General features: G+C 43.0%; 13 protein-coding genes. 7 read left to right on the top strand and 6 right to left on the bottom strand.

What is annotated here, in order from left to right:
- The first annotated feature begins 174 nt into the window (after window positions 1–174).
- Window positions 175–1,218, top strand: coding sequence for a tryptophan--tRNA ligase (gene trpS, locus Q1A70_RS02615; protein ID WP_299686864.1), 1,044 nt, complete (start codon window positions 175–177; stop codon window positions 1,216–1,218).
- 273 nt (window positions 1,219–1,491) lie between these two features.
- Here the strand turns inward: trpS and ltrA are convergent, their stop codons facing one another.
- Window positions 1,492–2,964, bottom strand: a complete 1,473-nt coding sequence (gene ltrA / locus Q1A70_RS02620) for a group II intron reverse transcriptase/maturase (protein ID WP_299686712.1) — start codon at window positions 2,962–2,964, stop codon at window positions 1,492–1,494.
- A gap of 797 nt (window positions 2,965–3,761) precedes the next feature.
- Here ltrA and def point away from each other — a divergent pair.
- The 5 genes from def (at window position 3,762) to Q1A70_RS02645 (ending at window position 8,266) form a co-directional block, all read left to right on the top strand.
- Window positions 3,762–4,265, top strand: a complete 504-nt coding sequence (gene def, locus Q1A70_RS02625) for a peptide deformylase (protein WP_299686714.1) — start codon at window positions 3,762–3,764, stop codon at window positions 4,263–4,265.
- 261 nt (window positions 4,266–4,526) lie between these two features.
- A complete protein-coding gene (hxpB, locus tag Q1A70_RS02630) occupies window positions 4,527–5,183 on the top strand; it encodes a hexitol phosphatase HxpB (protein WP_299686716.1) in 657 nt (218 codons plus the stop codon).
- A 129-nt stretch (window positions 5,184–5,312) separates the two neighbouring features.
- Window positions 5,313–5,786 (top strand): GNAT family N-acetyltransferase, encoded by a 474-nt coding sequence (locus tag Q1A70_RS02635; protein WP_299686718.1) that lies wholly within the window; start codon window positions 5,313–5,315, stop codon window positions 5,784–5,786.
- A gap of 568 nt (window positions 5,787–6,354) precedes the next feature.
- Window positions 6,355–7,215: a PhzF family phenazine biosynthesis protein gene (locus Q1A70_RS02640; RefSeq protein ID WP_299686720.1), complete on the top strand. Its 861-nt coding sequence runs from the start codon at window positions 6,355–6,357 to the stop codon at window positions 7,213–7,215.
- 184 nt (window positions 7,216–7,399) lie between these two features.
- Entirely contained in the window at window positions 7,400–8,266 is an 867-nt protein-coding gene (locus tag Q1A70_RS02645) for an EamA family transporter (protein ID WP_299686722.1), read from the top strand.
- A 413-nt stretch (window positions 8,267–8,679) separates the two neighbouring features.
- On the opposite strand, the gene Q1A70_RS02650 is transcribed toward Q1A70_RS02645, so the two are convergent.
- The 4 genes from Q1A70_RS02650 to radC form a co-directional block, all read right to left on the bottom strand.
- Window positions 8,680–9,240, bottom strand: a complete 561-nt coding sequence (locus Q1A70_RS02650) for a tyrosine-type recombinase/integrase (RefSeq protein ID WP_290296853.1) — start codon at window positions 9,238–9,240, stop codon at window positions 8,680–8,682.
- A gap of 126 nt (window positions 9,241–9,366) precedes the next feature.
- Window positions 9,367–9,816 carry a DUF2787 domain-containing protein gene (locus Q1A70_RS02655; protein WP_299686727.1) on the bottom strand — a complete coding sequence of 150 codons (450 nt, stop codon included), beginning with the start codon at window positions 9,814–9,816 and terminating at the stop codon, window positions 9,367–9,369.
- A 16-nt stretch (window positions 9,817–9,832) separates the two neighbouring features.
- Window positions 9,833–10,291, bottom strand: a complete 459-nt coding sequence (locus tag Q1A70_RS02660; RefSeq protein ID WP_299686729.1) for a DUF2787 domain-containing protein — start codon at window positions 10,289–10,291, stop codon at window positions 9,833–9,835.
- Window positions 10,288–10,764 carry a DNA repair protein RadC gene (gene radC / locus Q1A70_RS02665; protein ID WP_299686731.1) on the bottom strand — a complete coding sequence of 159 codons (477 nt, stop codon included), beginning with the start codon at window positions 10,762–10,764 and terminating at the stop codon, window positions 10,288–10,290. Before radC ends, Q1A70_RS02660 begins: the two co-directional genes overlap by 4 nt.
- Before the next feature lie 521 nt (window positions 10,765–11,285).
- Here radC and Q1A70_RS02670 point away from each other — a divergent pair.
- A complete protein-coding gene (locus Q1A70_RS02670; RefSeq protein WP_299686733.1) occupies window positions 11,286–11,624 on the top strand; it encodes a hypothetical protein in 339 nt (112 codons plus the stop codon).
- Window positions 11,625–11,841: 217 nt separating this feature from the next.
- Here Q1A70_RS02670 and Q1A70_RS02675 read toward each other — a convergent pair whose 3' ends face one another.
- Window positions 11,842–12,495, bottom strand: a complete 654-nt coding sequence (locus tag Q1A70_RS02675; RefSeq protein ID WP_299686735.1) for a hypothetical protein — start codon at window positions 12,493–12,495, stop codon at window positions 11,842–11,844.
- Window positions 12,496–12,531: the final 36 nt, after the last annotated feature.

Genomic DNA, 12,531 nt, shown 5'->3' on the forward strand with positions numbered 1-12,531 from the left:
CTAGCTTAAGTGCTTCGGCTTTAAATTCAGGAGCATGTTTGATTCGTGTTTTCTTAGTTGTCATTGTTCACCTCGTTAGTGATTGTACTCACTTAACTCAGTGTCCAAAACTTCTGGTGCGGATCAGGTATCTAAGCCCAGTTAACTTTGAACAGCAAAATATCGCTTAATGTAGTGTCCAGTCTTGCTGGAGCAGATCATACAAAGCAACTTAATGATAAACCTGAAATTGTCTTGACTGGTGATAGAGCGACAGGTCCATTACATCTCGGTCATTACGTCGGCTCATTAAAGCAGCGCGTAACTTTACAGGCAGATCATGAGCAAACGATCCTCGTTGCTGACATGCAAGGTCTTACTGATAATGCCCACAATCCGAAAAAAGTATCATCTAACATTCTAAATGTCGTTGCTGATTATTTGGCTGTTGGTATCGACCCCTCTAAAACTACTATTTGCCTTCAATCACAACTACCAGCCCTTGCTGAGTTAACTATGTATTACAGTAACCTCGTAACCATCAGTCGGCTAGAGCGAAATCCAACAGTAAAAAGCGAAATACAAAACAAAGGGTTTGAACGGTCTATCCCAGCAGGCTTCCTAACATACCCTATATCTCAAGCTGCTGATATAACAGGATTTAGTGCATCTTTAGTTCCAGTTGGAGATGATCAGTTACCTATGCTAGAGCAAACCAACGAGATTGTGAGGAAGGTGAACGCTCTAGCGGGTCGTAGTGTATTAACTGAGTGTCGACCTTTATTGAGCAATGCACCACGGCTTCCTAGTACAGATGGAAAAAATAAGATGTCTAAATCGATGGGTAATGCCATTAACCTTGGGGCTAGTGAAAGAGAAATCTCTGCCGCTGTAAAATCTATGTATACCGATCCCAACCATCTAAGGATCGAAGATTCTGGTAAGGTTGAGGGAAATGTTGTGTTTACCTACCTTGATGCTTTTCACTCTGATACAGATTATGTCAAGCAATTGAAAGAACACTATCGACGTGGCGGGCTTGGCGACGGTACAACGAAAAAGGTGCTGGAAGAGTGCCTGCAGGAAATACTTCGACCAATAAGAGAAAGTAGAAGCCAGTTTTTGAATGATAAAGCCCAACTAGTTGATATTTTAGTCAAGGGAAGTCAAGTCTCCAGAGAAAAAACATCCAAAGTGCTTTTTGATGTTAAAGACATTTTTGGTCTGAATCTTTTCTGAATATCATTTTTCAAAGTCAGCTTCTAGAAGTTCATTAGCTGAATACCTGGAAGCTTATTCCATACTTATGACAACCAAACTTATGCGACTGCAGCAGAAATTGGTCTCATGTAATTTATTTTTGTCCAAATCTGAGCTAGCTGATGTGGCTAGCTCAGATTTGTCGAGTAGACGACACCTGTTACCAAGTGTCGTCCCTCTAAGAACCCAGCATGCAACTTTCACCGCACTAGGCTCAAGCCTTCACGAAGGCACCGATTGGCACCCAGCAACTTATAAAGCAGTGAGAGCAGGCTCATGCCAAGAGTTACGGCATTGCTTCTTTGATTTTCTCTTAGCCAAGTATTCTTGGTATTGAGGATCAAAAGGTGTAGCGGCACTCCTGATTTTCACATGCCTCTCTATTGGCACCTTAGCTATTTGAAACAGATTGAACTGACAATCCATATTCATGATCTTCTGCCAACCGTGAAATTGCCATTGACCTTGACGGTTGATGAAGTATTTAAGGGCGATCCAAGTTCTCGATTTGGTTGGATGACGCCTTTTAGCCCAATGCCATAACGCATGGAATAGCTTGTGACCTACATATCCGAATACCTGTTTCGCAACGCAGTGTCGATAGTAATTCGACCAGCCCCTGAGTTTCGGGTTTATCAACTTGATAAGATCGTTCACAGGGATGGTTGCGTGCTTTTTGATGAGTTCACGCAAGTTACTCAAGAACAGTAGTGTGTTGGATTTGCTTGGTTTAATGAGCAATTTCCCTTTGTACTTCCTATGATTAAAACCTAGGAAATCAAAACCTCTGCTGATGTGGGTAATGTGCGTTTTCTCTTCGGAGAGTGTTAAGCCTCTTTCTGTTAAGAAATCAGCAATCAACGGTTTGATATCGTTCTCCAGCACTTCCTTTGAAGCACAAGTGACGACGAAATCGTCGGCGTATCCAATAAAGTTGGCTCTTGCACCCTTTTTGAGTGCGGTAGACTTTATGCGTTGCTCAAGCCCTGCAAGCGTCATTAGCATCAAGGTTGGGGATATGACCCCACCTTGTGGCGTTCCCTCGTCAGTGCGATAGAACAAGCCTTTATCCATAAAACCAGACTTTAACCATTGTTCCAACATACGTTTATCGATGGCAATGTTATCTATCAGCCATTGATGTCCGATCTTATCGAAACAAGCTTTGATGTCACCCTCAAGAACCCATTGAGCAGAGCGTTTCATAGCCAAGCACTTGAAGCACTGCGCAATAGCATCAGCAGTGCTTCGGTTTGGTCTAAATCCATAGCTGTTAGGGTCGGCAAGTGTTTCTGATACTGGCTCTAGTGCAAGAAGATGAAGCGCTTGCTGCGCTCTATCGATCATACACGGGATACCCAGTGGTCTGAGCTTGCCGTTTTTCTTGGGGATGTAGATACGCTTGAGCGGTTTTGCTTGATAAGCTTTTCTGCTCAATTGATTGGCTGCTTTCATGCGACGCGTATCTGTATTCCAGATAACGCCGTCAATTCCAGGCGTTTTACTGCCTTTGTTTTGTGACACCCGCTTAACAGCAAGAAGTTTTGCTGAGCGCGAGTGAGTCAGTATCCACTGCAATGCTTTCACTTTGCCGTGTTTACCTTCTCGTGTTGCCTTTGCAATACGCATCTGAAGCTTTAAAACGTGGGATTCAACGGCTTTCCAGTTTATGGATTGCCACTGAGCGCTGTCAGGAGAGGCACTAATCTCTTTTGAAATCATCATTTGCGTTTCTCCTTGAATAAAGTTCTTCAAATTCTCTTGCAACGGAAGACCAGTCGGAAGTCAGCTCACTTTCGTGATCAGATATGAATCTGTATCTGCATCGTTACAATACAGCTTTCGCTTTTTCCAACATCCTCTACCTGCATCACTATCGGTCGCAGAGACTTTCCCAGAGGGAGTAATACAGGCTTACCGTGTTCCGTATGTCGCGCAATGTCAGTGTAGATGCCCGCTATAGTGCGGAGAGTTCAATGATCACGAAAGAGCATGGGGCAATCTCTTTCCGACTCTCATGCCTTTTGGCCACAGCGTATTAACCACTTCCGCTGTTTCATAACATAACGCACCTTGGACGGATTCACATATGTTCATCATGCTGACTACCTAGCACTCACCCGAATTTGTGGTTATCAGGAGGATCGTCCTCTCACGATTTAGATCCCGATTGGCAAATGCCAACCTTCGTTACATTGTCAGAGCCGCTACTTTATTCAGGCTCCTAGGTTCATCTGGTGATACAGATGGTTCACTCGTTAAGCGGTGAACAGCGCTTCATACGGCTTCACGTCGCACGCCCCATTCTTTCTTAGAGTAGATGCCCTCAGCCTGTCTTAACCTACAAAACTGGTATGCCTCAACTGAACACGTAAGTAAAACCCAATAGAACAGTAGTAATTGATGGTAAGGGCACTGAGCGAGTTAGATATTGAACTGAATGCTTAAAGGTTGCATCATGTCGCCGGAAAGCGGCACGAGGCCGCATTAAAATAACCCCCTTTACACGTAGAAAGGCAGAAATGGCAGTTTTAAACATTCTAACCGCACCAAATCCTAAGCTAAAAGTTAAAGCCGAGAAGGTAACAGATATTTCTTCTGTGCAAACGTTAATCAACGATATGTTAGACACATTATATGCGACTGAAAATGGTATCGGTTTGGCATCAACTCAAGTTGGTCGGAAAGAGGCAGTTGTTGTTATCGATTTGTCCGAAAGTAGAGACCAGCCATTAATTCTTGTCAATCCAGAGGTTATTGATGGCTCTGATAAAGCTATGGGTCAAGAAGGTTGCTTATCTGTTCCAGACTATTACGCTGATGTTGAACGATTTTCTTCTGTTACCGTCTCTGCTTTAGATCGTGAGGGAAACTCAATTACGGTTGAAAGTGATGAGTTTTTAGCTGTTGTCATGCAGCATGAAATTGATCATCTATCTGGCAACTTGTTTATTGATTACCTTTCACCACTCAAGCGTCAAATGGCGATGAAAAAAGTTAAGAAGTACGTCAAAGCGCACTCCTGAAGCGGATAGTTGTTCGAACTTTCATGAAGGGAGCGTTGCCCTTAGTTCAAGTCAGATGGTTATTGCTGTGCAACGCACCTTTGCCCCTTTTTAATTTTCGACCAATTGATCCGGCAGATGGCTAAATCTACCTTTTACTGAATATTTCTAATGTGTGCTCGCCAGCTGCTCGTAGTAGTATACTACTTGAACTTACATGCTACGATCCTAAATTTTAAGACGGAAAGTAAGTAGTTAAAACAACACTTGAGACAAAGCACAGTGATACAAGCAGCAATTTTTGATATGGATGGCCTATTGATTGATTCTGAACCACTTTGGCAACTCGCTGAAAGAGAGATATTTACTTCGATTGGTGTGAGAGTGACAGATGAGTTGGCAGAGCAGACTGCAACCATGACAACGAGAGAAGTCACAAAGTTCTGGTTTGATCTTTACCCTTGGTCTGGCCTGCGTCTACATGAGGTGGAGAATGCAGTCATAAATAGGGTTGAGGCTTTAGTTGAAGAAAGGGGAAGTGAGTTACAAGGTGTGAGCACAACTCTCTCCCTGCTCGCAAGCAAAGGTATAAAGATAGGACTTTCTACAAACTCACCGTATCAACTTATCCCAGTCATATTAAATAAGTTAGGAATAGCAAGTTTCTTTGATGCGATATCGTCTTCTGATGACGTAAAAAAAGGTAAACCAGAGCCAGACGTCTATCTATCGACAGTCAATAAGTTAGGTGTTGAAGCTAGGCACTGTATTGCATTTGAAGACTCGTACTCAGGAATGCTCGCAGCAACAAGAGCAAACATCAAAACCATCGTTGTTCCCCACCCAAACAAATATCAGCAAGATTTTTCCGAATCACACTTAAAGCTACAGAGTTTGTCTGACTTCAATGAAAGCCACTTAGCAACTTTGATGAGCTAGATCATATTTGCCCCTTTTCAAGTCAGACTTGGTAGAGTCCTCTGTTCAGTTGCCTCTGGCTTGACTGCCTTTTGCTAATGTCGGTAATCTAAGTAAACTACATACAAAATAGTAAGTTAAGCGAGCAAAGTGGACATAAGGAAAGCGAACAAACAAGATTCAAGTAAGCTACTAGAGCTTATTGGACACAAAGCCGATTTCGACCGATCAATGAAAGGGTTTGACGGTGAAATCTCAACAACTAAGGAGAAAATAGAACAAACCTTATTTGGTGAATATCCGTTTGCTCACGCTTTGCTATTGGAAGTCAATGATGAAGTTCAAGGGTTTGTCTTATTTCATTATCGTTATTCCTCCTTTCGAGGAGAGCCGTCTATTTGGCTTGATGACCTGCTAGTTATCGCTAAGCATCGGTCAAAAGGTTATGGTTCGGAGCTTATGCAGGCACTCAAAACAGAAGCTAAAAAATCTCTATCTTCTAGCATTTCATGGACAGCTAGCCCATACAACACCAAAGCACACGAGTTCTACAAGAAATTGGGTGCAGAGATCGAACGGATGGATGGTATGCGACCGTACTTCCGTTGGTTAGAGCAAGACTAACAAAAGATTAGGTATACGGTGACTAAATCGAGACTGCCCCGAAATGCGTTAGCTAGATCTAGAGATCACGATGTCGATTCAGTCACTTATCTTAGCTTTTCTAATGTCCACAAAAGTAAGTTTTACTTATAGTGACAGCTTAAATAAAACGCGGACTAAGTGAGAATTTTATGGGTGACAAGGTTATCTTCCCATTTGTGATAACATTAGCGATGACTAGCATGTTAGTTTCAATACCCCTAGGACTAGCTGTGGCAATTGGCACTTCGAGGTATTTAATCCTTGATTGGTCAGTATGGCCTATCGTAGCTAATCTATTGAGCATGATTGCTGGAGCTATTACTTCGACACAATTAGGAAAATTTGCAAAACTATTATTAGACGACCTTCGAGAGTCAGATAAATAACGAGTTTTTGTCCACCTTTGAGCTAGCTGATGTGGCTAGCTCAGATCTGCGCCAAAGTGTGCCAGAGCTACCTGAGGCCCTCTGGCTGATTGGTCTCCCTTGACTTAGTTTTCTTAATGCCTGTAACGTGTGAGGAAGTTAGATCCCAAAGGGCTAGACAAATGGAATTCAGAGTAGAGCTGGTAAAAGCGTTTGTAGCAAACGGTGAAGGAGGAAATCCAGCGGGTGTTGTTCTCGATGCCGACAAACTATCGTATAGTCAGCGGCTGACAATCGCTCAAACTATTGGTTTTCCTGAAACAGCTTTTGTCTCACGAGATACCGAAGCAGACTTCAAAGTTTCGTTCTTTACGATAACAGAGGAGGTAGATTTTTGCGGACACGCAACCTTAGCAGCCTTTTCAGTAATGCATAAAAAGGGCATATTGCCCGCAGGTATTTACAAGCAGAACACCAAGGCTGGATTGTTAGAAGTTCAGGTCAACTCTGATGGAATGGTTATCCTTACTCAAAAAACACCTGAGGAACTGGGCACTTACAACGCCGAGGATATTTGTGACTTGATTGGCTTAAGCAAACATTTACTAGAAGAAACAAACTTGCCCATTAAGGCCATATCCACGGGACTTGCAGACCTAATAGTGGCAGTTCCAGATGGTCACCTTGATTCGATAAGACCAAATCACTCAGCAATCATTGAGTTTTGCCAAGAGAATAGCTTGATAGGACTTCACGCCTTTGAACTTTGCTCTCACGGAGAGGGTTTGTCTGCGAGGTGTAGAAACTTTGCACCTCTAGTAGGTATACCTGAAGAATCAGCCACAGGCAGTTCGTCTGGTGCCCTAGCTTATTATCTCACCAAGCATGTAGCCCCAAGCGATGAGTTTCTATTTGAACAAGGTAGAGCTATGAAGTGCACTTCTCATATTCATGCTTACGTTACTCGCCATCAGGAAAGCGTTGCCAAGATTGCAGTTGGAGGAATGACGAAGCATGTAGGGCAGCAACATGTGGTGGTATAGCCGACATAGTTATCTTCTATGTCTGATACCTCGAATATGCGCCATTCTACGTTAACGTATCTACTCGGTAGATAATCGTGTTAGTCGATTCTCCATACTTTTGTTACATTTATGATCTTCTATTCACCGTTAAATATATGTTTTAGTGTATTTTAATGTACCAAAACAACATAAAGGATTAGATATGTTGGGTTTTATCTTTATTTTAGCTTCGGTGATATTACAGGCATTTGCTTTGTCTCGTGTCAGTTTCCAGTTTAGTAGCGGGGAGATTATGATTTTCTCTACGACCTCCTTTGTCTTGTGCTCAGTATTTTTTCTGTGCAAACTGGTGGTTACGAAAAAGCTGAATCTCACTAGGGAGAAGGTGCTGTCGTTGGCCAAGATGAATTTATATACATTGCTAGCATTCTTCTCGTTTCATTTGGCTTTGACCTACATTCCAGCTTCAAGTGCAGCTCTATTTGAGTCGGCAGTGGCCGTTGTTGTAGTGTCTGTGGTCACTCGTGAGGCTTTAGGTAGGTTGGCGCAGGCTTTCACCATCGCTTTGCTTACTCTTTTGTTTGCAATTAAGGCCAACGTGATGGATGCAGCGTTGTTGCTGGGTTTGGTTTTAGCTGCATTGGCTGGAATCGGAGCCGCATTAATTTCATTAAAGTCGAATGCTAAGTTTATGGGTGATTTGTCTATTGATGAGATCTTGGCATTTCGTTTTCTATTATCAGGTATTGTCGCTATGGGGGTGATCTTCTCAACGGGTGCTAGTCTTGGCGGGGAGGTGGGTCTTGCCGAAGTGGCAGGGCTTTCTGTATTTGGTTTTGTACTCCCGTTCTTTTTACTTCAGAAAGGAATGGAAATCACTAAGCCTGTATTGACGGTCTGTATGCTATCAGTGATTCCTGCGATCTCTTACTTGTTTGAGTCGGCGCTATATTCGGAGCCTTCGGTTCAAGAGGTGATGTTAATAAGCAGTTCGGTGTCCTTGATAGTCTGGTTTTCGATATCGGACATTATAAAAACTCGAACCAAATCGGTATCGGTGGAAACTTAGTGAAACCTATAGAGACATCAATATGATGTCTCAGGCTGCTGACAAAGGTCTAGTTTTCGAGGTAGACCTTTGATCTAATAGGGGTATCGAAATATGGATACTCCGATATGTGTTCTTTACCAGCTAGACTGGACACTTAACCAAACGACTTTCTGATACTAAAAGTTATCCGTATTCTTCTAATTTAAGTGATTACTCTACGAAGATTCTGTCCAAAAATGAGCCAGAACACAAAAAAAGAGGTTGTCTAACCTCTTTGAAGGGCACGCATAGGCCCACTGGCCTACGCTACAATATCGATATTCCGTTGTTGGACTTTTACAATATTCCAATCTTGGGTCTCTTCTTCAACTCAAGGTGCGTAGTGCTCGCTGAGTGACACGGCTTTGGAAACTGTTCAATGGTTTTCACTTTCATAATACTAACTCCCTAAAGTCATTGTCGATGTCATCTTGGGTTACGCCGATATATCGCAGGGTGATACCCTCAGAGCTATGACGAAGCATACGCATCACTCGGGCGATATCTTTGGTGCTCTGGTAAAGGTGGTAACCCCGTGTTTTACGCATTGAGTGCGTACCGAGCGGCAGTTTCACTTCTTCACCTACAGATGCAAAAGCTTTGCTTACTGAGCGTCGGCTAAGTGGTGAGGCTGGTTTATTGATGGCTTGTTGATTCCGGTACGACTGGAACAAGTAGATATGGTGAGGGTTCTCCTCTTTGATGCGATGGATGATCTCCTGGCTTTTGGGGTTTAAGATGATCTGCGCTGTCTTTCCTGTTTTTTGCTCTCGAATAGTCAGTTTGTCTTCATCGATGTCGCTGAACTTAATTGACAGTAAATCAGAGATACGCAGAGCTAGATTCAAACCTACATTCCAGATGTCGGCCATTTGCTTACTATGCCGTATTTCTAAGAGGTGGCTGATAAGTTTAATTGTTTCGCGACTTTTCACTGCTTGTACTTCTGCCATAGGCTGGTTCCTTTTTTCGATTGAAATGCAGTTTTTGGGAACTTCAGCAGACTAGAAAATCATACTCCCTTGCAGCGCAAGGGCTAGCAAGTTCCCAAAATGCTAAAATGGGAACTTGGATGCTTTTCAGCTTTTGCTGACTTTGATTTGGTCAAACACACCGTCAGATAAATACTCCAAGAAGTTACCTTCCCACGTTCGATAGAAGGACTTCACTTCTCGATGTGCTAAAGCGCAAGGTGCTAAAAACATCTGTCTGAATATGTTGCTCTCAATATTGAAATCAAGCTCGATGGTTAGCTCGGGATACACCCCCCCAGAATAGGCAAAGTCGGTGATGTAACAGAAGTGCCACTGTTGCGCTTCGTCGCGTTGAACTCTGATCTCGATTGGGTGATAACCGCCGCTTTCAGCACCGTAATTGGAGTCACGAAAGTTAATAGTTAAAGAGTTGGATGAGAGTGGGGATGGATGTGCTTGCTGAATGTGTTTATTGATAGCGTTGCATAAGCGATTGGAGACAGGTAAACAACAAGGCTGGAATTGAATCATTTGGCTCTGGATTTTATTTGGCATTGTAAACCTCCTTGGGTTAACTAGATTGAATGGATGGGTGAGTGGGCGTGCTGATATCAACAAGCGTCGCTTGGATATCGTCAAACGAGCCATTTCGGACTTGTGCTAAGAAAGCACGCTCATAGCTCTTATATAACTCGGTCACTTGAGGCTGGTGGATCTCACAGTGTTGAATATCCGGTTGATAAAACCATCCACGAAGGAAGTTGAAGTAGAGCTCAACGTCTACTTTTGAGGCGTGCTCATCTGGATAAGCAAAGCTGGTGACAAAGACGATATGCCAAGGGTGGTCATGTAATTGGTCGCTAGTGCGATACAGCTGAATCTCAACAGGGTGAAATCCACAACGGTCTCGGTAATAGCTTGATACACGAAAATTAAGGGCGATTCGGTTTGCAAAACTTGGGATGTCTAATTGCTTAGTCAGAGCATTGAGATACCTCACTAAGAGCGGATGCGGCTTAGTTTGACTCATAGCCAGCCTCGCTCAGCGAAAGATACGCACTGCTCACCGACTACGATATGGTCTAACACTCTAACGTCAATCAGAGCGAGTGCATCACATAAGCGAGTGGTTATTCTTCTATCAGACTGGGAAGGCTCGGGTGCTCCTGATGGGTGATTGTGACCAAAGATCACAGCAGCGGCATTAGCATCTAAAGCTAGCTTTACGACTTCTCTAGGGTAGACGCTTGCAGCATCAATGGTGCCAGTAAACAGCTCTTCAAAGCGTATTAGTCGATTTTGATTATCCAGTAGCATCACAGCAAAGACTTCTTTGTCGTAATGAGCAAGTTTCATTTGCAGGAATTGCTTACTGGCTTCAGGATTAGCGAAGGTGCCTTGCCGAGCATATTTAGCAGCTAGCATAGATGCGGCTGTTTCTAAAATTTCACGTAGTTCGGTTGGCTGACTATGACGATAGCTTGGTGGGATTCTTGAGTGCATGAGTTCTCCTTTCTTTGGGTCATTGCACTCGGGTAATGTGTATCTGAAAAATTATGGGTTGATATAAAAAAGCAGCCCGCTTTGTATAATACAAGGCAAGGCTGCTTGGTTTTACTTACCGTCCTGCTTTTGAGCCCAGTTGTAGCCAGCAATTACCCCGAGAACAAATAGTTCAACAAGGCTCTTAGTCGCGACGATATGGATCATACCAGTCCTCCTTACTCATGTAGTAGAAACCTGCACCGACGACAAAGCCAGCGAGAAATGCGAAAGGCATGGAGACCTCCTTAGTGATTAGAATAGTGGCAGAAATAATCTGGCGTGAAACAGTAGTCCAGGGTGGCGACTACAGGCAGGTAATATGTGCCTGAAGAAAAGTGGAGTGGTGATTTACGTAGAGTCTTGCTTTTTGAGAGTGAGCAGCTTCAATCTTTCCACTCTATAGAGTATTGTATGCTTCCTTTTTCTCTAGCTGAATGATTACGTGTTTCGAAAAATCATTCTCACAACTAAGGAACATCATGAAAAATCTGCCCTTTCTGTTGGCTGCTTTTGCCTTAAGTGCTTGCACATCAATATCCGATGAACGTATTGAGCAAGTTGATGTACTGTATCCTAATACTGCTACGTTGTTTGATTTATCACCTTCAGGTGAACAGTTGGTCGCTGGAATGGCAATGACACAAAAAATGACTGATATTCACCGCTCTGGTGATAAAGCTTTAGTGTGTATTGAAAATCGTTGTGCATATTCGGTTGCTTTACCGAATGAAAAGTTCGAGTCATTACTTTCTGAGGGGCGGGTATTGCCTATGTCACAAGCGATTATTGAGCTTGATGGTGTTGAGTTACTCCATTAGTAACAGTAATCGAAGCTGATACCCAACTAAAAATTGTCCCCCCTTTAGAAGAGTGCTGAAGCGAATCTGATACATGAGCACTCTTCTAAAGCAAACATAGAACAAAGAGCTGACCATGTTGACTGGTCAACGGTAATAATCAACAACCCTTGAAATGGGATACCTTTCACACCACCAGGCAATTGATAAAGAGCAGAGTAAAAATAGGGTATTTCTGCTATTGACTAAACGCTTTGTTCGTTACCTTAATGAGTTTAGTCACTTGGCTGGTCGATGACTCGATTAGAGCCTCCTTTTCGTCATGAGTGAAGTAGCTAAGCGATATTCTGGAGGTTACATCAAATGGCTCCTCAGTTTGTAGGGCAACAACTTTGACTCCGTCCCCGATAAAATAATTATCTAGCTGTTTGATATCTCGACGTTTAATGTTGATGTTAAACAGTCCCAGATAGGCGAGTGCTTCGTCACCCTGAGTGGAGACAAAGAAAGGCACAACAAATAGAATGTCATCGAGCCTTGTTTGAGAACCCCCCTTTCTTGTAATACTCTCTTCATCCTTTAGGGGGGCATGGTTTAACGTCACTATCTTCAAATAATCAAGGTGTACACTTCCTCGTTCAGAGCCGTCCTGATAATCGCCGCTGACAAAGCGCCTGTCTCCACAGACCCCGATGTCGGTGAGTCTCACTTCAATCTGAGATATTGGCAGCTTGATCGACCAGTTGTTATCGGTTTTGATGCCAAAGAGAGTTAGCATTACCTTATCGCTATCCTCTTCGGTTACATAGAGATCGTTATTGATAAAATTAAAGTGATGCATACCCACCAGCACTATTAGACCCAATATCAACAACAAGAATTTACGCACCATACTTCCTTTTACCTCAATACCTCAAATACAAAGCGA

The organism is uncultured Vibrio sp., assembly GCF_947488985.1.
Lineage (GTDB): Bacteria > Pseudomonadota > Gammaproteobacteria > Enterobacterales > Vibrionaceae > Vibrio.

What these genes read in the sequence shown, in the direction of transcription:
- Q1A70_RS02650 (WP_290296853.1), bottom strand. Translation starts at nt 9,240, where the DNA reads ATGGCAGAAGTACAAGCAGTGAAAAGTCGCGAAACAATTAAACTTATC.
- ltrA (WP_299686712.1), bottom strand. Translation starts at nt 2,964, where the DNA reads ATGATGATTTCAAAAGAGATTAGTGCCTCTCCTGACAGCGCTCAGTGG.
- Q1A70_RS02655 (WP_299686727.1), bottom strand. Translation starts at nt 9,816, where the DNA reads ATGCCAAATAAAATCCAGAGCCAAATGATTCAATTCCAGCCTTGTTGT.
- Q1A70_RS02660 (WP_299686729.1), bottom strand. Translation starts at nt 10,291, where the DNA reads ATGAGTCAAACTAAGCCGCATCCGCTCTTAGTGAGGTATCTCAATGCT.
- Q1A70_RS02670 (WP_299686733.1), top strand. Translation starts at nt 11,286, where the DNA reads ATGAAAAATCTGCCCTTTCTGTTGGCTGCTTTTGCCTTAAGTGCTTGC.
- Q1A70_RS02645 (WP_299686722.1), top strand. Translation starts at nt 7,400, where the DNA reads ATGTTGGGTTTTATCTTTATTTTAGCTTCGGTGATATTACAGGCATTT.
- Q1A70_RS02675 (WP_299686735.1), bottom strand. Translation starts at nt 12,495, where the DNA reads ATGGTGCGTAAATTCTTGTTGTTGATATTGGGTCTAATAGTGCTGGTG.
- Q1A70_RS02640 (WP_299686720.1), top strand. Translation starts at nt 6,355, where the DNA reads ATGGAATTCAGAGTAGAGCTGGTAAAAGCGTTTGTAGCAAACGGTGAA.
- radC (WP_299686731.1), bottom strand. Translation starts at nt 10,764, where the DNA reads ATGCACTCAAGAATCCCACCAAGCTATCGTCATAGTCAGCCAACCGAA.
- def (WP_299686714.1), top strand. Translation starts at nt 3,762, where the DNA reads ATGGCAGTTTTAAACATTCTAACCGCACCAAATCCTAAGCTAAAAGTT.